The sequence below is a fragment of the Amycolatopsis sp. NPDC051716 genome (genome assembly GCF_040681595.1).
Taxonomy (GTDB): Bacteria; Actinomycetota; Actinomycetes; order Mycobacteriales; family Pseudonocardiaceae; genus Amycolatopsis.
In genome coordinates this window covers 21074-42005 of sequence record NZ_JBFAZA010000055.1, presented here as the reverse complement: position 1 = coordinate 42005, position 20932 = coordinate 21074, and the positions used below count along the sequence as shown (strand labels likewise).

Here is a 20932-nt window from a genome sequence, read left to right as displayed (position 1 = left end):
GCACCGCTGCTCTGGTCGTCGAATCTGACTCCAGTTTGACTGATTTCATCAGCTCGTGAGGTCGAAGGGAGGGGACGTGACAGGCACCAGCTGCACGTCGCTGCATTCAGCGCTCTACATCAGCTGGTACCGGTGCGTCCTGGACGGCTTGACGCACGCGGTCACGGACGAGGAGTTCCTGCGCGGCATCCGCCTCCAGCAAGGCCGGTACCGCTCTCTCTGCGGCCACGAAGTGCTGATTCACTCCTGCCTGGCACCGGCCGACCGTTCATGTCCGACCTGCCGGGGACTCGTGAACGCTTCCGCCCGCGTCGCGGTGAGTCGACGATGACGCCGATCTCGTCCCCTTCGCGTACGGACCTCGACGCGCTGTTCCTCCAGCCGGTCCGCCTGTTCATCGCTTGCCTGCTGGCCGACACCAGTTGGCATCCAGAACTCGCCGTCCAGCAGGCGTTGGGGCTTCCCGCCGCTGATCTGGACCTGCACATCGAGTCCCTGCGCGCGGCTGGCTACCTCCGATGCCGTGCCGAACCCCGCGAACTCCGCCTGACCCCGCTGGGCCTCGACAGGCTGCTTGAGCACATAGGCGCGCTAAAGACGGTCGCGGCAACAGCCGGCGCCCTGGTCGCCGAGGTGCGAGCTGCGCTCCCCGCCGAGAGCCCGCCTTGACAGCAGGCGACCCCACGCCCGTCCTCAATCCCCAGCTCACGTGCGCGCGCCTGCCACCAACAGCCTCAACAAGGACCCGAAGATGCCCAAGCCGATCATCCGTCCGCCCGCGACTGTTGCCGTCAGCAGCAGTTTGCGAGAGGCCCGTGAGCGCCGCCGAATCGGCTTGCGGAGGCTGGCCGACAAGATCGGTGTTCGAGCCGCGACGCTATCGGCGTGGGAGCTGGGCATTAGAGTCGCGCCAGCGACGGCCGTGGCCTGGATCCTCGGATACCTCCGTGTCGAGTCGGCCGAGTACGACCGGGTGATGGCGCTCGCCTCGCACGCCGGCGACGCGAACCTGGTCGACTCGTCTGACACGCAGCTAGGGCACCTGCTGTGGACGTACGAGCAGCTTTCCAGCAGCGTCGTGGAGTGGGCACCGTCGTGCATTCCGGAGCTTCTCCAGACGAGAGCGTATGCCGAACGAGTGCTCGACAAGGCCGTGGTGAAGGACGACCGCAGGGACATGGACCTGCTGAGCCGCCAAGTCCGCCAGCAGGCCCTGAACGACGGGACCCGTCGCTACGTCTTCCTGGTCGATGACCAGGCACTTCACGACTTGGACGACCTGCGCGACGATCAGATCGACCACCTTCGCGCGGCGTCGCAGCTCGAACACGTGACTGTCCGGATCGTGCCGTCAACAGAGACCGCGCTGAGGTCGATCGGCGCCTTCACGCTCTTCGAGGACCGCTCCGGCCCGATCGCCGTGGTGCTCAGGCACCATCACTGCAACATCTACCTGACCGACCGGACGATGCTGAGCCGCTACCACGACACGGCAAGGACACTCCTGCGGCACGCGGTCGACAAGCCGGCAAGCACGTCGGCCTTGCGTGCACCTACGCTGATCCGGGCGACGCGGTGACGGCGGCAATCTACATCGACCCGCTTACGATCCTCCCGGTGATTGCAGGAGAGTGGCACCGAACCCGCTTGACGGAGATCCCTGCACCTGGGCAGATCATCACGATGCTCTGTGGAGCCTCCGGCGCCGCGGTGTTCGAGCTGTCCGACGAGCGTCGGCGACACCAGATTCCCCGACAGTGCGAACGCTGCGACGCCACATATCGACGTGATCGGGGAATCCCACTTCAGCAAGATCGAATCGGCCGTCTTTGAGGCAGAAGTCGGCAAATACGCTCCTGGAGCGTCTGAGGTAAAGGCTGGCGTGTCTGAGACCTGATCGTGCACGAGTGAGGTCCGGTTGTGCCGGTTGTGACGGGTTCAGGTCGGCCGTCACAACCGTCACGAGCCACATCCTCGCAGGTCATGCGGTCATTTGTACTGTCACCGCGAGTGTGACGGCCGGGTGGGCTGTGACGGCAAGAAGATCGCTGATAGGTCCGGTGTGGCGAAGTTGGATCCTCCCGTGGCTGCGATGAGACTTCCACGAAAGCTGAAGGTTCAACACCCTCGTCGAGGTATCTGTACATGCCATGGCAAGAAATTGTGCGGCTGGTAGGCGCCTCGTCGGCGAGTGTTGTTGTCCGATGTGCCATCAGTATCGCCCGCGCTCGCTAATTCCTTCACGGCAGCGTGCAGCCACCTTCGCGCTATTCGGAGGTCGCAATTTCCAAATCTGCCGCGCTTCTCAAAATATTCCCCACTTCGGTATCTCCGGTAAGTGCCACACAGTGCAGCTCAAGTTCTGCCCGACTGCATGCCAGGTACAACTGGCTCACAATTGCCCTGCTGGCGCTGGTGTTTTTATAGGCTTCTTCCGGATTGGAAGAGGAAACGACTATAACGGTATGAAATTGAAGCCCAGCGGTATACTCGGCTGCGCTGATGACGATGGCTCGCTGTGTGTACTGCAACAGCGTCGCCTCGTCGCGACTGCCTAGTACGAAAAATTCTTCTTTACACCTTCGTTGGCGCATACCGAATCGCGCAGCTTTGCGAGGTCCGCGGAGGTCAATCCGATTAGTGCGACACGGCCTTGTCCTGCAAGCTGAGAGTTGGCCTTCAGTGCCAACTCCACGGATCTTGGAATTATCTCCTCCTCGCCGTAAAAGTAGAGTTTCGGCACCGCGCCGTCGTTGGCGTCGCTGGACCCTGAGGAAGTTGGCAGACTATATGTCCAATCTGAGCCGAGTTCAATCAGATTTGGCAGACTATCATAGATATGGGAAACAAAACGGTGAATTTTGGCAGTAAATCGATGAATAATTGCCAGTTCGATGGACTCGGCTTGGCCTGAGCCGAATCTCTCGGTACCCAATCTTGAAAGATCAGAGCTATTGATTCCGGTCAGTAGGGTGAAGGGGGACTGTGCAGGGTCTACGGCCAAGATGAGCTTTGGATAGATCTCTGGGTCTGTTGTGAGGAGGTGAAGGAGGTAGCGCTCCGTGTCGTTGAATAGGTGAAACTCGTCTACGATGATTAGGTCGTAACCTTCGGTGCTTCTTCTCAAGTTCCAGGCGTAGCCCTCTAGATACGCCCGAAAGTCGTCCACTGCTTGGTCGGTTGTGATTTGTCCTTCTTCGACCAGGCGTGCGACATAAAGCCTATATACGGCGAATGAAAATTGACGGTCTGCCTCTTTGGAAAGAGGTACCATCCACTCTTCTCGGGTTAATTGAAGGTATCTCTTAAGAGAATTAACCCCGGGCTTCAGTCGGTTTGCGTCGATAACTTCAACGAATTCGCGCATTAACTGCCAGGCGAGGGCGGTTCGGTACTTACCCCTATTGTCGTCGTCGATAGCGAGTTGGATGAGCTGGCTGACGTCATTTGTGTAGGTTTCACCAGTGCTGTTGGCCACTGATTCGACGGAGTCAATAATTATGTCTAGCTGCTTCTTCTTGCCTTCTAAGCTATCATCGCCAAGTAATAGTGCACCCTCTGGCAGTGACCCCTGTATTGATTCCTGAAGGAATGGTAACGGGACCACGTCGATGTACTGGCGCCATAAACCACGCTCGTCTAACTCGCTCAGGGAGGTTTCTACCTGCTCCTGCATTGCCCAACTGTGAGTTAAGAACAGGACTCTGTATGTCCTGCCATCGTCGAATGCGGCGTACACTTCCCTGAGTGCTCGAAGCTCAAGAGTGAGGGTTTTTCCGGATCCCGCCTGACCTCGTACTTTGAGGGCTCCGGAATCAGTGCCGATCAGTACCTGTCGTTGGCTGCTGGATAGCAGAGGGAGCCAGCTTGAATAGCTCCTTTTTTGAGTTACCTGTTGTGAAGTCTCTCGACTGAGGTCCACTGTGTGCTGAAGATAGTTGGCTGCAGGCTCATGTGGTGGTAGACGGTCGAGTGTGGATCGAACCGTATCTCGCCATATAAGCTGCAAAATTTCGAGAAGGCCATAGTCGGGAGAAAAATCTTCAAGCCGGATTTCGTCACCCTGGCCGGTGACTCGCCAGAAGCATGCGCCACCTGACGGTAGCTTCTCGGCTATCCATCTATAGGGAGCTGTCCAGCCTGGAAGTTTTGGCACAGCGAAAAATGCTACCAGGTTTCGGTAGCTGTACTTCACCCAATTTCTTGGTATAGAGATATCGTTCTGCGCGAAAGACTTAGACGCTCTGTGTACGCGCTCAAAGAACCTGAACATTAGCTCCGAGTAGCCGGGACGGTGTTCGGATTCAGAGAGTGCGAAGAACTCCCAAGCCTCCAAGCTGACGAATATTGTTGGGGTTTCTTCGGTGTCTTCCCTGTGCGTGAATACAATCGTGCCGTCGACGATGGTTGCAGCGAGATCATCGCTAATTAGCGAGTCCGCCTGAGGGGGCTTAAAGCCGTTGACTCTTCCCGCTTCGATGAACTCTCGAAGTGACTTATCTGTAAATATTGCAAACATTTTTTGCCCCGTCGATCTTAAGAGAGAAGTTCACTCAATCGCGTCTCGATAAGGCTATCTCGGAAAGCCTCGTAGTCGACCGGAAGGCCTATGTCCGTGAATACTTGACTCATTTGCTGTACAAGTCTGTGGGTGTACAATGTACTCAGTCGAGACATTCTCCGAGCAGTGTAGAAGTTCTGCTTGATGCGCTCAGATACCGCAGTCAAGGAAACTCTATCCTGTCGTAGCTCGCGAATCATTCGTAGAACCGCAGTGTACCCGCGGTCGTGCTCCGTGGATATCTTTCCGAGAAATAGTGCGTCGCCCGCTAGGCTCTTGGTCAGCCTTCTGTGCATCTCGGCCGAGTAGCGATCGGGAAAAGATTTCTTCGGTTTCAGAATCCGGTCAAGATCTTTGGCCAGGACCTTGATTTGGTTGAAGGAATGATCCGGTGCGTCTGCGAGTGTATAGTTTCTTCTTGTGTCAACGATTGCGGAGTGTGCGCGGATCCGAGTCTTGGCGGCTTGTCCCAAAGGAACCTTGTTGCATATTTCTTCAACAGGGTAAAGTTCGGCGTATAACATGTCGAAGACGCGGTCGAAGAAGACTTCGTCCCGTTCTGTTAAAATCTTTTTGCGAAGCTCATCGAGCGAAGATTTTTCTTCGGATTCAAGCATTCGGGGACATGTAAAGTGTTGAACATAACATTCAATCGGGATAATCGGAACATATGTAAGTAGTCCTCGATGCTTGTCGAACGCGAGATCGCAGTTCGCCGTTACGATGACTCCGAAGTGTCTTCCGAAAACGTCGGCGCCATCTTTGTTCTGCGTTAGCTCGACAATGTCGCCCTGTCGAATGGTGGCACAGTCTGCAGTTAAGTTGTCGTACTCGCCTCCGAATAGAGGTTGTGAAATTGATCTCGAAAGCTGAAGAGATGTGCTCACCGGCATTTCCCTTCAGTGGTGGCTGGTTTGAAGTCGAGGCAGTTCGTTGGCCGGTACCTTTTCTGCTTGTGCAAGTACCCCACGGGTGGCCCTCCTCGACGCGTGACTGTAGCTCACAATGCTAGGTCGCGCCGAGCTGATCAACGGTTACATCTGGTGACGAATCACTGATCAGAAGGTTAGTCTGTGGCTGAATTTCACCGATGGCGATGCGTGTACGGCCTGCCTGCCCGGCGTCTACACGTCGTTAGTGGATCACAAAGAGTGTAAACAGTTAGCATGATCATTTTTGCAGACGCGCATAATTCACCCGCGGAGAGACTGTCACGTCGACGGCCTCTTCTCGTGTCCGAACCGCAGGTCAAGCCCTGAACCTCGATAGAACTGCGCCAGTTGGCCGGCCTGGCTGGCCGCCGGTCAGTGCGGCGCTGATATTGCCGAGTGAGTGATCACCTTGGCCGTTGGCCGCCGCAATCCAACACTGGCACCCAAAGGCGAGCAATCGATCCGGACAGAACTACGAACTGGTGACGGTTGCGCGGGCGCGTAACGCTCCCCATGGATCTCGCGACTCGTGGTCAACATCGCTGAGGAGCCGTCACCATGAAGCCAAGAACCTTCGCCGCTATCGTCGCGGCCGTGTTCGTGCTGGCCAGCCTGGTCGGGATGGTCATCCAAATCCACGCGCCATACGACGAGCCGAATCCTTTCAACTCCGTGTACAGGGTGAACCTGCACACTGTCCAACAGGCTGACTGCGGCACAGCATTCGCCCCGAATAACAACCTTGGGGATATCGACAGACAGCGATCGTGCGACTCCGCCGTAGGTAGTCGGCGCGCGTGGACCATCCCTCTCGGCGTAGCCGGCTTAGTTGGCCTTGCGGGCGCCGTGTTGATCAATCCAGCGCGGCGGCGCGAAACGGCAGCGGACTGACAGCGCCATTGAATTTCGGCCACCGCACCGACGGGAGTCGATCGGGCTGTACTCGCCGGGCCTTGCCTCTAGCGAAACCGGGTGACTGTCGCCCGTACCGGTCGGCGCACGACCAGCGGCATGAGACCGCCCTACGTAAGCGCGAGACGTGTAGATAGTGAGCAAGATCGTCTCGGACACTCAATTACCCCATAGAGCCGCGCGTCGCGGCCAGGTCAGAGTAGCAGCAGCTGCCCTCCGGTTGGTTCGGCTGCAGCGGTTCGTATGGGTTCCGGACGGTGAGGTTTGACTTCTCGTGTGGACCGCCGCAGCTGATCGTCAGGCAGTTCGTTCTCAGATAGCTCGCAATCGCGGGACCATCTCCATCGGCCGTCTCAGGGAGTCGGGCGCGGAGATCGTCGAGTAGGTGGTCTTCGCGGACGTAGACGTTCTTGGCGAGTTCTGGTGGGCGGTCGCGGGCGCTGGTGTGGCCGTGGCGGCAGCGGTAGCCGGGGCGGCCGTTGACCCAGTGCGAGTCCAGTCGGCGGCCGCACAGCTGACATTGCACGAGTCCCGCCAGTACGTACGTCCTGGTATGGCCGTGCTGGGTGGGGCGGGCTGCGCGCATGCCTTGGATCGCCAGGAACGTGGCCTCGTTCACGAGCGCCGGATGTGTCACCTTGTCCGACTTGGCCCAGCCTCGTGCCGCCGGCGGTCGGGCGGGAACACCGTGGTGGGACGGCCCGGTTGTGCTGGTGCCGTGCCGGTTCCACACCTGCCGCCCGGTGTACCGCGGGTTCTCGAGGATCCCGACCACCGTCCGGACGATCCACTCGTGCCGCGTCCGGTGACGATTCCGGTCCCGGTCAGCGCTCGAGGGACACGGGATGCCGCGGTCGTTCAGCTCCCGCGCGATCCCGGCCACGCTGCGTCCCGTCGCTCGTTGCTGGAAGATCCACCGCACCCACGGTGCGGTGGCCGGATCGGGTTCCAGGCGGTGCAGGCGGCGGCCCCAGCTCGCGTGGGCCCGGTTCGGGTGCGGACCGGCATCGGCCAGGCGGTAGCCGTAAGGTGGCCGACCGCCGAGGAACCTGCCTTGAACACGGGCCTGGACGCCCATCGCGGCCAGCACTCGGTGCCGGGCCCGCAGCACCTCCCGGCGCGACTGGGACCCGAGCAGGAGCATCAGTGCCTGGTGCACCGGGTCGTCAAGGTTCACCGGACCGTTCGCTTCCGGAAGCCACAGCTGGACACCCTGCTCCCGGAGCGTGGTCAGCACGGTGTCGAACTGGTCTCCGTAGAACGCTCGCTCGTACTCTCCGATGACGACAGCGTCGAACGAACGGTTCGGTCCCGCCGCGGCTGCCATCAGCTGGGCCGCGGCCGGCCGTTCGCGCCAGAGCAGCCGACGTGAGCATCCTTCGTCGAAGTACTCCGCCACGATCACGCCGTGCCCTCGGATGGTCTCCTCGGCGACCTCGCGCTGCCACCCCAACGACGTCGTCCGGTCTTGGAACTCGACCGTGGACATCCGCCCGTAGAACGCGAACCTCAGGCCATGACCTCCGGTGGTCTGCCGGCGAAGCCGGGCGCCGGCCCGGCGCGGCGAGACGGAGTGTGGCGTGGTAGCTCGGCGGGCGGTACTGATCATCGTGTACCTCGGTGCTTGAGGCGGATTCGGGTCGAGGGGAAACGCAGTCGCGTGGCGCTGATGACGAGCTTGGCGTCGATGTGCACTCGAATGGCCGCATTGCAGCTCGTATCGTCCGTGTTGCCCAAGTAAATGGGCGATGCTCGTTGGCTGCGGCATGACACCGACGGTCACCGATGCGCGAGAGCGACGGCGAGTGGCGTCGACTGCGGTCGTCATCGGCACGAAGGCCACGCTCTCCGCGACTGTCGGCTGCGACACCTCGGAAAGTAGGTCGCGACTTGCATGCGGGAGAATTCGGTGCCGGGTGACATCGATCGTTCATTCGTAGCACAGGGTGGCAGTAGTTGCCCTCCGGCGGTTTCGTTTGCTGCCCGCCTCGCCTGACACCGACGCACGGTGAGGAGAAAACGTGACACCAATGATCATCGCCGTAGATCCGCACAAGCGTTCCGCCACCATCGAGATCGTCGACGAACGCGAGCGCGTCCTGCATGCTGGGCGGTTCTGCACCTGGATAGGTACGTGGCTCGGGGGTGGAGCTTGATGCCCATGAACGTGGTCCGCGGTCGCCTTGCGTCAGGGGTTGGTGTGCCGCTTGACGCGACCGCTCTGCACGACGAAGTCGACGTTTCCGGTGCAGTCGATGTCGTCGAAGGGGTTGCCGGGCATGGCGATGAGGTCGGCGAGCGCGCCGGGGCGGATGATGCCGCGGTCCGGCGTGGCGAGCAGCGCGGCGGCTTCGGACGTCGCGGCGCGGAGGGCGCGCAGCGGGCTGATGCCGGTGGAGACCATGGCAGGGAATTCGCGCCAGTTGTCGCGGTGGGCAGGACGCTGGCGTCGGAGCCGAATGCGATCCGGACCGCCGAGCCGGCAGGGTGGGAAGCGCACTGGTGGAGGCGGTCGGCGTGGGTGCGGAACGTTTCCCTGAGGTGGATTGGTTTGTCGGCCCAGAAGTGGTCGTCTTCGAGGTGTCGCAGGCATTCGACGGTGACGACCTGGGTAGGGACGAGCCAGATGCCGTTGTCCGCGAGCGTCGAGAGCGTGGCGGGGGTACGGCGGCGGGTTTGCCGAGGTCGCGTGCGGTGGCGACGAGGGCGTCGACTTCGGCTCGGGAGTGGGTGACCAGCTCGGGATCGTCGTGTTCGGAGCCGAATCCGCCGGTGCCGGCGAACTTGATCCAGTCGGCGCCCAGCCGCGCTTCGGTGCGGACGGTGCGGATGACCTCGTCGACGCCGTCCGCCAAGGCGCCCAGTTCGACGAGCGCGATGGCGCACGCCGCGCCGAGGCCGCGACCGGCGCCGGTCACCCCTGCGACCTTGTCGTCCAAGATCGGCGGCTGCGACGACTTTCTCGCCGACGACCACACCCATGCTTCCACCGGGGAACCCGAAATCCATCACCAGGAGCACGACCCGCCGGCCCCGGAGGTGCGCGGTGCCGATGACGGCCGCGGCCGCGGGCACGGACGCGTCCGTGCCCGCGTGTGCCTTGCGCGTCCGCGCGCAGCACGGCTGTGAATCGGTGAAGCACAAGGAATCGGTGGACCGCAAGCGCGCCAGGTGCTCGGTGAAGGTCCCGGGAACGGCGAGCTGCGCGATCCGGTCCCGGGTACCCAGCCGCCGGGTCGTCCCGCACGCCGGGCAGGCGCCGTGCAAGCGTGTCCAGGTGGCGCGGTGCAGGGCGCGCCGGCAGGCGGTACACGGCTGCCACTCGCTGGCAGGGACCGCCTCGAGGCGGTCCGAAACGGTGCCGGCGTCCTCAGTCGCCTGCCCGCCGGGAAACGCGCGTTGCCGTGCCGGTCGAGTCGATCATTCGGCGACGGTCGTGCGTCCGCACCACCGCATCACCGCCGCGCGCTCGCCGTCGACGACCCGGTAGTCACCGGTGAAGGAGAAGTGTTCGTGGCCGCCGTAGCAGGACAGTTTGACCTCGTCCGTCAGCTCTTCGACGATCCGGCTGCGATCACCGGAGGCCACGTAATCCGGACCGCCTGAAAGCAACACGCGGTGGGACATATCGCATTCCCCTTTCACGATCTCCGGCAGGGGCGCGGAAGCCGCGCTCCGGTCTGCTGCGGGCCCATCGATCCCCACGGTCGCGCCGTTATCGGACAGGGGCAATCCCCTTGCCCCTGCGTCTCAACCGTTTCATCGCCTCGAACCGGGGGATGGCCGCTTGACCGGCGGTCTCGGTCGGGCGTGATCGAACGGACCGCTCCGAAAGACATGTATCGGCCGGACCATTGCCCGGGTGGCCGCGCCGGAAAACGATGGGTGCAGTTCCGTTTCCACCACAGGCAGCGATCCTCTGGAGCCCAAGTGACCCATTCCACCACCCACCACCACTCCGGCACCGGTTTGTCGGGCAAGGTCGCCTTGGTAACCGGTGGCGTCCGGGGTATCGGTTCGGCGATCTGCCAGGCGCTCGCGGACGCGGGAGCCACCGTGGCGATCGGATACCACACCTCGGTAGAGCAGGCCGATGCGGTGGCCGATCGAATCGCCGGGCAGCGGGCCGGTCACTCCCTCCACCGTGCCGATGTCTCCTCGGTCGAAGACTGCGAGCGCCTGGTCGCCGAGGTCTCCGCCCGGCACGGCGGAATCGACATCCTCGTCAACAACGCCGGAGCCACCCGGCCCGCCATGGCCACCGACGTACCGGAGAAGGACTGGGACCAGGTGCTCGCGATCAACCTGTCCGGCCCGTTCTACCTCGCCAAGCGCGTGCTCCCGGGCATGATCGAGCGCGGATCCGGCCGGGTCGTCAACATGTCGTCCGTGGTCGGCCAGGCCGGCGCGGTGGGGCAGGCGCCGTACGCGGCGGCCAAAGCGGGCCTGATCGGCCTGACGATGTGCCTGGCCCAGGAAGCCGCCCTGCTGGCGGCCAAGGCGGGCACCGTCACGGAATCCGCTTCGGGCGTGACCGTCAACGCCTTGGCCCCCGGGCTGATCGACACGACCATGACCGCGAGCCTGACCGGTCGCAACCGCGAACGGGTGCTCGCAAGCATCCCCCTGGGGCGAGTGGGCGGCACGGACGAAGTGGCCCGCGTCGTGGCGTTCCTGTGCGAGGACGCTTCGCGCTACACCGGCCAGGTCTGGGCCGTCAACGGCGGCCTCCGCATGTGACCCCGGTTCCTTACCCCAGCAGAAGGAGTTCCGGTGTGAGGCCGATGTCCCGACTCTCCAGTTCTCTCGGCGAAGAACCCGGTCCGGGTGTCCCGGCGACCGTCCGGCAAGCGTTGATCGCGGTTCGGTGGCTCGGTGCTTCGCTGACGCCCGTGGCCCGCGGCGTCCTGGACAACTGGCCCGAGACCGCCGGCGCGGTGATCCGCGCCGCGCGCGACACCGCCGCCGCGGCGGCGGCCACGGGTGTCTTCGGTGCGGACCACCCCGCTGCCAACCCCGTCCTCCCCGCCACCGACGACCGGCGCTTCCGGGACCGTGCGTGGACCGAACACCGCTACTTCCACCTGCTCCAACAGGCCTACCTGCTCTCCGACCGGCTGGCGCACGAAGTCGTCGACAGCGCCGGTCTTTCCGCCGCTCCGCACCGCCGGGCGCACTTGGCCGTACAGCTGCTGAGCGAAGCCGTCGCGCCCACCAACACGGTGCTCGGCAACCCGGAAGTCCTTCGCCGCGCAGTGCGAAGCCGGGGCCGAAGCCTGCTGAGAGGGATGCGCAACGCCTCCGAGGACGTGCGGCACAACCACGGGCGGCCGCGTCAGGTACCCGCCTCCGCCTTCGCGCTGGGCCGTGACCTGGCCGCCAGCCCGGGCCGGGTGGTTCTTCGTACCCCGTTGCTGGAACTCATCCAGTACGAACCGCAGACCCCGGCCGTCCACCGCATCCCGCTGCTGATCAGCCCGCCGTGGGTCAACAAGTACTACGGGCTGGACCTTTCCCCCGGTCGCAGCCTGGTGGAGTGGGCGATCAAGCACGGCCACACCGTCTTCGCGATCAGCTACCGCAACCCCGGCCGCGACCTGCGGGACGTCACCCTGGCCGACTACATGCTCAGCGGGCTGCTGGGCGCTTGTGAAGCCGCCCTCGACATCACCGGGTCCCCGCAGCTGAACCTGCTGGGCGCCTGCAACGGCGGCACCCTCGTGGTGATGCTGCAGGCGTGGCTGGCGGCGGGCCGCGACCGGCGCGTCCGCAGCACCACCCTGCTCAACACCTACGTCGACTTCTCCGACATCGGGGTGTGGGGCGCCCTGGCCGACGACCACACCCTCGCCGCGGGCGAACGCATCATGACCGAACGCGGGTACGTCGAAGGGCACACCCTGGCGTTGCTGTTCGACCTCCTCCGCGGCAAGGACCTGTATTGGCACTACTTCGCCCGCAATTGGCTGATGGGGGAGAGCCCGCCGCCATTCGACCTGCTGGCCTGGAACAACGACACGACCAACGTCACCGCCGCGGCCCACCACGACTACGTGCACGACCTGGCGCTGCACAACAAGCTCGCCTCCGGTGACTGGGAAGTCGCGGGACGCACGTTGCGCTTGGACCGGGCACGCCAGGACGCGTTCGTCGTCGCCGCCCGCAACGACCACATCGTCCCCTGGCCTTCGGCCTACAGCGGTGCGCGACAGCTCGCGGGTGACGTGCGCTTCTGCCTCTCGTCCGGGGGGCACGTCGCCGGCGTGGTCAACCCGCCGCACCCCAAAGCGTCGCACTGGTCCGCCGACACGCTGCCAGACGACCCCGCGCGGTGGCTGGACCGGGCGCAGCTGCGGAAGGAGTCGTGGTGGCTGCCGTGGGTGGGCTGGTTGTCCGAACGCGCGGGCGAGCGCGCCGAACCACCCCCGATGGGCAGCGACCGCTACCCGGCCGGCGCACCGGCGCCCGGCTCCTACATCCACCTGTGAAAGGAAATCATGCCGACCGAAATCCCTCTGCCCGCCGGAATCCACGAGCGCCGAGCCGACGTGGACGGCGTGGCCACCCACTACCTCGAAGCCGGGGAAAACGGGCCGCCCGTGCTGTTGCTGCACGGCAACACCGGAGACGCCTTCGACTGGATCGCGGTACTCGGTCGGCTGGCGGCGAGCCACCGCGTGCTCGCCCTCGATCTGCCCGGCTACGGCCGTACGCCGCCGCTGGAGGACGTTTCGCCCCAGGGCTTCGCCCGGTTCGCCCTCGGCTTCGCCGCGGCCGTGGAGCTCGACCGGTTCGACGTCGTGGGCCACTCGCTCGGGGGCATGATGGCCATCCTGATGGCGCGGGAGGCGCCCGAACGGGTCGGCCGCATGGTTCTGGTCTGCTCCGGCGGGCTCGGGCGCGCCACCAACCCGATCCAGATCTTCCTGGGCAGGCCGGGTGTCAGACGGGTCGCCCTGGCGGCCGGGCTCCTGGCCGCCGGCGCCTTGGTGAGCACCGTGGCGGGGGCGCTCTACGCGACGCGGCAACCGTGGCGCATTCCCGCGCTGTGGTACCAGGAGCACATCCGGCGAAGCCGGATCCCGCAGTTCGCGGCCACGTCGCTCGCCGTCATCACCAACATCACGACGCTGCTGGGGCAGCGGTACGACCTCCGGCCCGATCTTTCCCGCCTGAGGTTGCCCGCCCTCGCCATCTGGGGGATCGGCGACCCGATCACCCCGGCCTGGCAGGCCAGGTCGGTGCGGCTCGTCCCCGGGGGCGGCTATCGGCTCCTGCCGGCGGGTCACTACCCCCACCTGGAAGACGCCGAGCGGTTCACCGGCATCGTCGAATCCTTCCTCCGCAACGGGGAACCCGCGGCGCCACCCGGTGACGGTCCCCAGCCCGACCAGTCCGCCGCGCCGCGCCGCGCCGCCCGCTCGAAATGACACGGAGACCAACGATGCCGACTCGCACCGCTTTCCTATTCCCGGGGCAGGGGAGCTACCTGCCGGGACTGTTCGGCAACCTCGTGGACCGGCACCCGGTGATCGGGGAAACACTGTCCATCGTGGACGAGGTGGCCGGGCGACTGGGCCGCGCGCCCGTCTCACCGATGCTTCTGGACCCCGGTTCGCCGAACCTCCAGGAGCTGGTGGAACACGACCCACCCGCGCTCCACCTGGCGATCTTCGCCTCCTCGGTGACCGCGTTCCGGCTGTTGACCGAGGATTACCGGGTCCGGCCGGATCTCCTGCTGGGCCACAGTTTCGGCGAGCTGACCGCGCTGACCGCGGCCGGGGCGCTGACGCTGGAAGACGGCGCGCACGTCGTGGCGCAGCGCGACGAGTCGCTGAGCCGGATCGAGGCGCCGCGAGGCGGCCTCGTCGCCCTGAACTGCGGCGCGCGGCGCGCGCAGGACATCATCGGCGCCCTGGACGAATGGCACCTGGCGGTCGCCGCGGACAACGGTCCCGGCCAGGTGGTGGTGTCCGGGCCGGACGAGGAGCTGGCGAGGGTGCACGAGGTGGCCACCGCGCTCGGGTTGACGGCGACGCGCCTGCGCATCCCCTACCCGTTCCACAACCCCCTCCTGGCCGATACGGCGGACGACTTCGGCGAGCGAGTCGCGGATGTGCCCAGACGCGTCCCGCGGCTGCCGGTGTACTCGGCGATACTCGGTCGCTACATCGAGGACGTCGGTCAGGTCGGCCGGGTGATCTCCGGCCACCTGGTGCTGCCGGTCCGATTCCTCGACGCGGCGCGGGAAATCCACGCCGACGGCGCCCGGCGGTTCGTCGAGTCGGGCCCGAAGGGGGTGCTGGTGGACCTGGTGGCCGCGATCGTGCCCGGCGCGGTGACCGTCGCCCCGCTGCGGAAGCGGACCGACCGGCGAGGCCTGGAGGCCGATCTGGACGCGGTGCCGTCGCTGGCTCGGGACGGACGTGCCACCGTCTCACGGCGCCCCGCGCCGCCGGGCCGACCGGAGGCCCCCGCGCCCGGCCCCGTCGACGTCGCGGAAGCGGCGCCGGTGCCAGTGCCGGTACCGACGCCGCGAGCGGAGACGTCCACCGCGGAGGAGAGCGCGCCGCCGGCCGCCGCCGGCCGGGACGCCGTGTTCGACACCGTGCGCACCGTGTACGCCGATCTGCTCGGCTACCCGCCCGACGCCTTGGAACCCGACGCCGACCTGGAAGCGGACTTGGGCATCGACTCGATCAAGCAGACCGAGGCGTTCACCCGGACCCTGGAGCACTTCGGCATCCCGCCGGCGGACTCCGGGGCAAGGCTGACGAACTACCCGACGATGGACGCGATCGTCGATCTCGTCATGCGGTTGCGCGACGACCGCCACCCGGTGGGGAGCGACGCGTGAGCGCTCCGGCCGGACACCAAGCCGCGGCGGCCGAGTTCGCGGGCCGGGTCGTCCTGGTCACCGGCGGCGGCAAGGGGGTGGGCCGGGCGATCGCGCTCGAGTTCGCCACCGCGGGAGCCCACGTCCTGGTCAACTACTTCCACTCGGCGGAAGCCGCGCGGCGCACCCTGGACGAAGTGGTCGCCGCGGGTGGCTCGGGGGACCTGATCCGGGCCAGCGTGACCAAGGCCGGCGACGTCGCGGCGATGATCGAGACCGTGCGCGAACGCGCCGGGCGGTTGGACGTGCTCGTCAACAACGCCGCCCGGGGCGTGCTGGCGCCGGCGAGCACGCTGACGGACCTGGAGTGGCAGAAGGTCTTCGACGTCAACGTGCACGGTGCCCGCCGCTGCGCGTGGGCCGCGCTGCCGCTGCTGGCGGAGACCGGCGGGGTGGTGGTGAACGTGTCCTCCATCGGAGCCGGGATGGTGGTCGACAACTACGCGACGGTCGGCGTCAGCAAAGCGGCACTGGAGGCACTGAGCCGGTACCTGGCGGTGGAGTTCGCCCCGCACGGGGTGCGGGTGAACGTGGCTTCCGCCGGTCTGCTGGACAATCCGACGGCGGATTTGTTCCCCGGCGGCGCCGCCTTGCGCGACATCTGCGGCGCGAACGCCCCCCTGGGCCGGCTGGGCACCGAGGAGGAGCTGGCCCGCCTGGTGACGGTGCTGGCGTCCCCGCGGACGTCCTGGGTCACCGGGCAGAGCGTGCTCGCCGACGGTGGCCTGTCGCTCGGGCACGCGATGCTTCGCCCCGGCCCTCACGCCCCCTCGCCTGCGCCGGCCGAGCCCGCGCCGGCGCGGCCGCTCACGCGCGTCACCCCTCGGGAGGCACGGGACGCCGGACCGGATGCGGAGGCGGTGGCGGTGGTGGGAATGGGACTGGTGCTGCCGGGCGCCGACGACCCCGAGGAGTTCTGGGACCTGCTGCGCCGCGGGAAGCCGGTGTTCGGCGAGCCCCGGGGACGGTTCCGCCAGGAGGCGTTCCTGGCGGCCGGAACGGACACGGAGGACCGGGGGTACACGTTTCGCGGCGGCTTCATCCACGAACCGCGGCTGCACGAGGAGGCCAAGGCGCAGTCGTGCACCCGCAACCTCGCGGCTCAGTGGCTGCGCCACAGCATCGCGCAGGCCTACGGCCCGGTCGGCCACCGGCCGGAGGACCGGGTCGAGTGCTTCGTGGCCAACACTGTCGAGGGCAACCAGCAGCTCGACGAGTCCCTCTTCGTCGAGGTCGCCGTCCGGCGGTTGGTCGCGCACTGGCCGGAGGCCGGGGCCGGCCGCTCCGGGCTTTCCGAACGCCTGCGTGCGCTGCTGCGCCGGCACTACCCCCTCGTCACCGGCGAAGGGCGGCAACACCTGCCCGACCACGTGGTACGGGCGGCCATCACGGAGCTGCTGCCCCCGGGCTCGCCCTACACCACGGTGGACACCGCCTGCTCGTCCAGCCTGTACGCCGTCGACCTCGGGGCCAAGGCACTGGCCGCGGGCACGTGTGACATCGCGGTGTGCGGTGGCGTGTTCACCAACACACCGCGGTTCTCCGTCATGTTCAGCGCGTTGCGCGGGCTGAGCCGCAGCGGCGGCCTGCACGCGTTCGACCGGGACGCCGACGGCACGCTGTTCTCCGACGGCGCGGCGGCGGTGGTGCTCAAGCCCCTGGGGCGGGCCCGGCGCGACGGCGACGAGGTGCTGGCCGTGCTGGGCGGCTCGGGGGTGGCGTCCGACGGCCGGGGCAAGGCGGTGTACGCGCCGAACCCCGCCGGCCAGGAACGCGCGGTGCGGCGGGCCAGGGCGGTCAACGGGATCGCGGCCGAGGAGGTGGACTGGGTCGTCGCCCACGGCACCGGAACCCCGGTCGGCGACCGGGTGGAGCTGGACACGCTGGCGGCGCTCGCTCCCGAGACCGGCTATGCGTGCACCTCCAATAAGTCCCTGGTCGGGCACACCGGCTGGCCCGCGGGCGCGGTTTCCCTGGTCCACGCCCTGCTCGGCCTGCGTCATGGGCTGGTTCCGGCGCAGCGCCCGCCGTCGGAGGCGGCACCGGACGCGCCGGGGGAGCACGTGCGCATCCCGGCGACCGATCTGCCGTTGCCCCCGCGGGAGGACCGGCCCCGGGTGGTCGGGGTCTCGGCGTTCGGCTTCGGCGGCACCGACGCCCACTTGCTGGTGCAGGACCCTCCGCGGCCCGGACAACCGGTTCCCCGCTCGGTGCCGCCGAGCGACCCCGACGAGATCGTGCTGGTCGCGTGGACCGCCCACCTCCCCGGGAACCCCGCACCGGACGAGATCCGGGCAAGACTGGCCGCGGGCACTGCGCCCGCCCCGGAGCCGTCGTTTCCCACGCCGTATCCGGTGCCCGGCTCCCGCGAGCTGCGGATGGCGCCTCGCACGGCGCAGACCCTGGACCGCACCCAGCTGATGGCCCTGGCCGTGACCGCACAGTTCGCCGAGGAACACGGACCGCTGTGGGAGGCCGTCCGGGACCGCACGGGTGTCGTGGCCGCCCACACCGGGCCGACCAGCGCGGCCGGGCTGACCGCGTTCCGCTGTTACGCGCACGACCTCGGGTCCCTGCGGCCGCGCCCCGGTGACGAGGTGTCGCCCACGGCGCTGAAGGAAGCGTTGCGCGGCTGTCTGGACGAGGTGCGCCGGGAACGGCCGGCCACCAACGAGGACACCTTGCCCGGGCTGGGGCCCAACATCATCCCGGCGCGGCTGGCCAACCGCCTGGACCTGCACGGTCCCACGCTGACCGTCGACACCGGCGCCTCCTCGGCCCTGACCGCGGTGCACACCGCGTCGCGGTACCTGGCCACGGGCGAAGTCGACCTGGCGTTCGTGCTGGCGCTCAACGGCAACAGCACCCCGGAGTGGGCCGCGCTGCTCGGCGAGCCGGCCGGGAGACTGGCCGAGGGGGCTTTCCTGCTCGCACTGGCGCGCAAGCGTTGTGCGCGGGCGAACGGCTGGCCGGTGCTGGGCACGCTGACCACCGAACCGCGGCCCGCTGGCGGGGACGAGACCGGACGACCGGTCCGCGACCGGACCTACCTCGGCGCGGACGGTGCGGTCGACCTGCTGACCGCTCTCGCCGGACGCCCGGCGAGCCCGGTCACCGTGACCGGGCCGTTCCCCGGCCCCACCGTCACCCTGCACCCCGCGCCCGGCCCCGCCGACGCCACCGACCTCGCCGACGTGACGGAGCCGGCGACCCCGGTCGTTCCCGAGCGAACCCTCGAACCTGTCACCACGCGGTGCATACCCCGGCTCGAACCGCTGCCGCCACTGGGGAACCTCCCCGCCGCCCTGCCGGCGGACTGTCTCGTGCTGACCGACGAGGCCGCCGGGGCGCCCGCGGCCGCGGCGGCCGCCACCACCGTGGTCGTGCGGCCGGACGACGATCCGGAGGCCGTGCTGGCGGCCGCGCTCGATCCGGCCCGTGAGTACCGGCATGTGCGCGTCTACACTTCCCGGCCGGGCGAGGCGACGAGCCTGCACGAGGCGCTGTTCCTGACCGTGCGCCGTTACCGGGACGCGCTGGCCGCCGAGGGCTCGGTGGGCGTGCTCGTGGCCGGCCAACGGGCGCAGGGGACTCCTGATCCTCACACCGGCCTGTTCACCGGCTTGGTCAACAGCGTCTCCTGGGAGCTGCCCGCCTGCGCCTGCCGGGTCGTGCTCTCCGACGGACCCGCCGCCGCCACTTGGCGCCTGCTGGAGGCGGAATTGGCCCGGCCCGGTGGCTTGCCGGTGGTGGTCCACCAAGCCGGCGGCCGGTACGGGCCGCGGCTGCGCCCCGCCCCGTCGCGAGCCGGCGATCTGCCACTCGCGCCGGGTGACGTGGTGGTGGCGACGGGCGGGGCGCGCGGCATCACCGCCGCGGCGGTGGAGGGCTTGCTCGACCGGCTGCCCCTGCGGGTGTGGCTGCTCGGTTCGTCGTCCCCGCAGGACGTTCCGGCCGACCTGCTCGCCGCGGCGGACGAGAACCTGCCCCGCCTGCGCGCGGAGTTCATCGCCGCGGGGCGGCGCTCCGGTGACACAGTCACCGTCGGCGAGCACAACCGCCGGTTCCAGCGGCTGCTGCGGGCCCGGGAAAGCCGGCTGACCCTCGAACGCATGCGACGGCGTGCGACCGCCGTGCACCACCTCACCTGCGACGTCACCGACCCCGTGGCGGTGCGGCGCGCCGTGCGCACCATCCTGGACACCGAGGGCCGGGTCGACCTGCTGGTCAACGGGGCCGGAGCCCACCATCCCGGCGACCTGACCCGCAAGCGGCTCACGCAGTTCCGCCACGTCCGGGACGTCAAGCTGCGCGGCTACCACCACCTCAAGGAGGCGTTCGCGGGCTCGCCGCCCCGGCTGTGGTGCAACTTCGGCTCGTTGGCCGGGCTCATGGGCTTGCCGGGCGAGGCCGACTACTCCGCCGCCAACGACTTCCTGGCGCGCGCCGCGGGCCACCAGGCCGGTCTCGAGGAGTTCACGGTGGCCTGGACGGTGTGGGACGGCGCCGGGATCAGCGGCGATCCGGCCACCGGCGCCGCGCTGAAACGCAGCCGGCAGCTCAGCTCGATGAGCCGGGCCGAAGGGGTTGCGCACTTCCTCGCCGAACTGGGGCAGCCCGGGCCACGCGATCCCGTGGTGTCGTTCATCGGCACCGCGGAACGGCAACTGCTGGCCCGGAAGTTCCCCGGCTACGCCGACGACGTCCCCGGCGTGCCGGGCTCCGCCCGCTTCCTGGGCGAACCCGACACGCTGGAGCGGGGGGCGGCTTCGTGGAAAGTGGTGTTCGACAGCCGGCGGGAGCGGTACCTGGACGAGCACCTCGTGGACGGCAAGGTGACGGTGGCGGGCACAGTGCTCGCCGGGATCGCGGTGGAGGCGGCCAAGTCGCTGCTGCCCGGCTCGGCCGTCCACGCGCTGCGCGACGTCGTCTTCTCGAACTGGGTCCGGGCGGGCGCCGGCCGGACCGTCGAGTACCGGGTCTCCGCCGCCGTGGAGCCCGCCGGGTCCGCGGCGGCGCAGCCGTCCGTCCTGGTGCGACTGACCTCCGACGTCATCGCGCCGGGCGGCCAGGTGCTTTCCCGCGGCCGAGAACACTTCCGCGCGACCGTGCTCACCGGACCGCCGAGGTCTCCGGGCCCCCCGCCGCCGGCCCCCGAAGGCGGACGGTCGGTCGGATCGCCCTACTACCACCCGGAATCCAGGGTGCTGTTGTCCGGGATGTTCCGCACGACGCACGACTGGCGCGCCGGGCCGCGGGGTGCCGCGGCGGTGTGGCGCCCCGGCCGCGTGCCGGAAGCGCTCGCCGGGCCGGCGATGCCGAGCCTGCTGCTGGACGGGCTGCTGCGCACCCGTGCGCTGCGTCCGGTGGACGACGGCGAGAACCGGCAAGAAGTCGAAGTGCCGCAGCACATCGGCCTCGTCGAGTGGTTCGTCGACGCCGGCGACGCCGAACTGGCCCGGCGCTACCCGGAAGGCATCGAACTGCGGTGGGATGCCGGGACCGGGGTGTTCTCCGCGACCGCTGCCGACGGGACGCCGCTCGCGCGCATCGAACACGCGCTATGCGTGGCCATGGGCCGGGTCGACATGCACGGCGCCGGGGTGCCGGAGTGATGCTTCGCGGTCCGGT

Annotated in this window: 16 protein-coding genes; 10 read left to right on the top strand and 6 right to left on the bottom strand. The window is 67.4% G+C overall.

The genetic code is table 11. The features are described from left to right. Nucleotides 1-76 precede the first annotated feature (76 nt). The 3 genes from AB0M30_RS44120 (at nt 77) to AB0M30_RS44110 (ending at nt 1579) form a co-directional block, all read left to right on the top strand. Nucleotides 77-331, top strand: coding sequence for a hypothetical protein (locus AB0M30_RS44120; protein WP_364597618.1), 255 nt, complete (start codon nt 77-79; stop codon nt 329-331). Beyond that, nucleotides 328-669, top strand: coding sequence for a MarR family transcriptional regulator (locus AB0M30_RS44115; RefSeq protein ID WP_364597615.1), 342 nt, complete (start codon nt 328-330; stop codon nt 667-669). Before AB0M30_RS44120 ends, AB0M30_RS44115 begins: the two co-directional genes overlap by 4 nt. An 82-nt stretch (nt 670-751) precedes the next feature. Then, a complete protein-coding gene (locus AB0M30_RS44110; RefSeq protein ID WP_364597612.1) occupies nt 752-1579 on the top strand; it encodes a Scr1 family TA system antitoxin-like transcriptional regulator in 828 nt (275 codons plus the stop codon). Between the two features lie 688 nt (nt 1580-2267). Here the strand turns inward: AB0M30_RS44110 and AB0M30_RS44105 are convergent. Genes AB0M30_RS44105 through AB0M30_RS44095 form a run of 3 tightly spaced genes read right to left on the bottom strand, consistent with a single transcriptional unit; the run spans nt 2268 to nt 5178 of the window. After that, nucleotides 2268-2531 (bottom strand): hypothetical protein, encoded by a 264-nt coding sequence (locus AB0M30_RS44105; RefSeq protein WP_364597609.1) that lies wholly within the window; start codon nt 2529-2531, stop codon nt 2268-2270. 23 nt (nt 2532-2554) lie between these two features. Further along, the gene (locus AB0M30_RS44100; RefSeq protein WP_364597606.1) at nt 2555-4519 is read right to left on the bottom strand and encodes a UvrD-helicase domain-containing protein; all 1965 of its coding nucleotides are present in this window, start codon (nt 4517-4519) and stop codon (nt 2555-2557) included. A gap of 17 nt (nt 4520-4536) precedes the next feature. After that, entirely contained in the window at nt 4537-5178 is a 642-nt protein-coding gene (locus tag AB0M30_RS44095; RefSeq protein ID WP_364597603.1) for a hypothetical protein, read from the bottom strand. Between the two features lie 873 nt (nt 5179-6051). Here AB0M30_RS44095 and AB0M30_RS44090 point away from each other — a divergent pair. Next, nucleotides 6052-6384, top strand: a complete 333-nt coding sequence (locus AB0M30_RS44090; protein WP_364597601.1) for a hypothetical protein — start codon at nt 6052-6054, stop codon at nt 6382-6384. A gap of 184 nt (nt 6385-6568) precedes the next feature. On the opposite strand, the gene AB0M30_RS44085 is transcribed toward AB0M30_RS44090, so the two are convergent. Both AB0M30_RS44085 and AB0M30_RS44080 read right to left on the bottom strand, forming a co-directional pair. Continuing rightward, the gene (locus tag AB0M30_RS44085; protein ID WP_364597598.1) at nt 6569-8233 is read right to left on the bottom strand and encodes a recombinase family protein; all 1665 of its coding nucleotides are present in this window, start codon (nt 8231-8233) and stop codon (nt 6569-6571) included. A gap of 360 nt (nt 8234-8593) precedes the next feature. Then, entirely contained in the window at nt 8594-8998 is a 405-nt protein-coding gene (locus tag AB0M30_RS44080; RefSeq protein ID WP_364597595.1) for an amidohydrolase family protein, read from the bottom strand. A 179-nt stretch (nt 8999-9177) separates the two neighbouring features. Here AB0M30_RS44080 and AB0M30_RS44075 point away from each other — a divergent pair, with 179 nt between their 5' ends. Continuing rightward, a complete protein-coding gene (locus AB0M30_RS44075) occupies nt 9178-9534 on the top strand; it encodes a hypothetical protein (RefSeq protein WP_364597593.1) in 357 nt (118 codons plus the stop codon). Between the two features lie 291 nt (nt 9535-9825). On the opposite strand, the gene AB0M30_RS44070 is transcribed toward AB0M30_RS44075, so the two are convergent. Next, complete coding sequence (locus tag AB0M30_RS44070) at nt 9826-10032, bottom strand: DUF5988 family protein (RefSeq protein WP_364597654.1); 207 nt, start codon at nt 10030-10032, stop codon at nt 9826-9828. Nucleotides 10033-10335: 303 nt separating this feature from the next. On the opposite strand from AB0M30_RS44070, the gene AB0M30_RS44065 reads away from it, so the two are divergent. The 5 genes from AB0M30_RS44065 to AB0M30_RS44045 are packed head-to-tail and all read left to right on the top strand — an operon-like array spanning nt 10336 to nt 20916. Continuing rightward, nucleotides 10336-11145 (top strand): 3-oxoacyl-ACP reductase family protein, encoded by an 810-nt coding sequence (locus AB0M30_RS44065; RefSeq protein ID WP_364597591.1) that lies wholly within the window; start codon nt 10336-10338, stop codon nt 11143-11145. Nucleotides 11146-11189: 44 nt separating this feature from the next. Beyond that, nucleotides 11190-12893: an alpha/beta fold hydrolase gene (locus AB0M30_RS44060; protein WP_364597588.1), complete on the top strand. Its 1704-nt coding sequence runs from the start codon at nt 11190-11192 to the stop codon at nt 12891-12893. Nucleotides 12894-12902: 9 nt separating this feature from the next. After that, nucleotides 12903-13835: an alpha/beta fold hydrolase gene (locus AB0M30_RS44055; protein ID WP_364597585.1), complete on the top strand. Its 933-nt coding sequence runs from the start codon at nt 12903-12905 to the stop codon at nt 13833-13835. Nucleotides 13836-13849: 14 nt separating this feature from the next. Then, entirely contained in the window at nt 13850-15262 is a 1413-nt protein-coding gene (locus tag AB0M30_RS44050) for an acyltransferase domain-containing protein (protein ID WP_364597582.1), read from the top strand. After that, nucleotides 15259-20916, top strand: coding sequence for an SDR family oxidoreductase (locus AB0M30_RS44045; RefSeq protein ID WP_364597579.1), 5658 nt, complete (start codon nt 15259-15261; stop codon nt 20914-20916). Before AB0M30_RS44050 ends, AB0M30_RS44045 begins: the two co-directional genes overlap by 4 nt. The last annotated feature ends 16 nt before the right edge of the window (nt 20917-20932 follow it).

Coding starts and splice junctions, on each gene's coding strand:
- AB0M30_RS44110 (WP_364597612.1), top strand. CDS start 752: ATGCCCAAGCCGATCATCCGTCCGCCCGCGACTGTTGCCGTCAGCAGC.
- AB0M30_RS44090 (WP_364597601.1), top strand. CDS start 6,052: ATGAAGCCAAGAACCTTCGCCGCTATCGTCGCGGCCGTGTTCGTGCTG.
- AB0M30_RS44095 (WP_364597603.1), bottom strand. CDS start 5,178: ATGCTTGAATCCGAAGAAAAATCTTCGCTCGATGAGCTTCGCAAAAAG.
- AB0M30_RS44055 (WP_364597585.1), top strand. CDS start 12,903: ATGCCGACCGAAATCCCTCTGCCCGCCGGAATCCACGAGCGCCGAGCC.
- AB0M30_RS44115 (WP_364597615.1), top strand. CDS start 328: ATGACGCCGATCTCGTCCCCTTCGCGTACGGACCTCGACGCGCTGTTC.
- AB0M30_RS44050 (WP_364597582.1), top strand. CDS start 13,850: ATGCCGACTCGCACCGCTTTCCTATTCCCGGGGCAGGGGAGCTACCTG.
- AB0M30_RS44070 (WP_364597654.1), bottom strand. CDS start 10,032: ATGTCCCACCGCGTGTTGCTTTCAGGCGGTCCGGATTACGTGGCCTCC.
- AB0M30_RS44060 (WP_364597588.1), top strand. CDS start 11,190: ATGTCCCGACTCTCCAGTTCTCTCGGCGAAGAACCCGGTCCGGGTGTC.
- AB0M30_RS44100 (WP_364597606.1), bottom strand. CDS start 4,519: ATGTTTGCAATATTTACAGATAAGTCACTTCGAGAGTTCATCGAAGCG.
- AB0M30_RS44080 (WP_364597595.1), bottom strand. CDS start 8,998: ATGCCTGCGACACCTCGAAGACGACCACTTCTGGGCCGACAAACCAAT.
- AB0M30_RS44085 (WP_364597598.1), bottom strand. CDS start 8,233: ATGACGACCGCAGTCGACGCCACTCGCCGTCGCTCTCGCGCATCGGTG.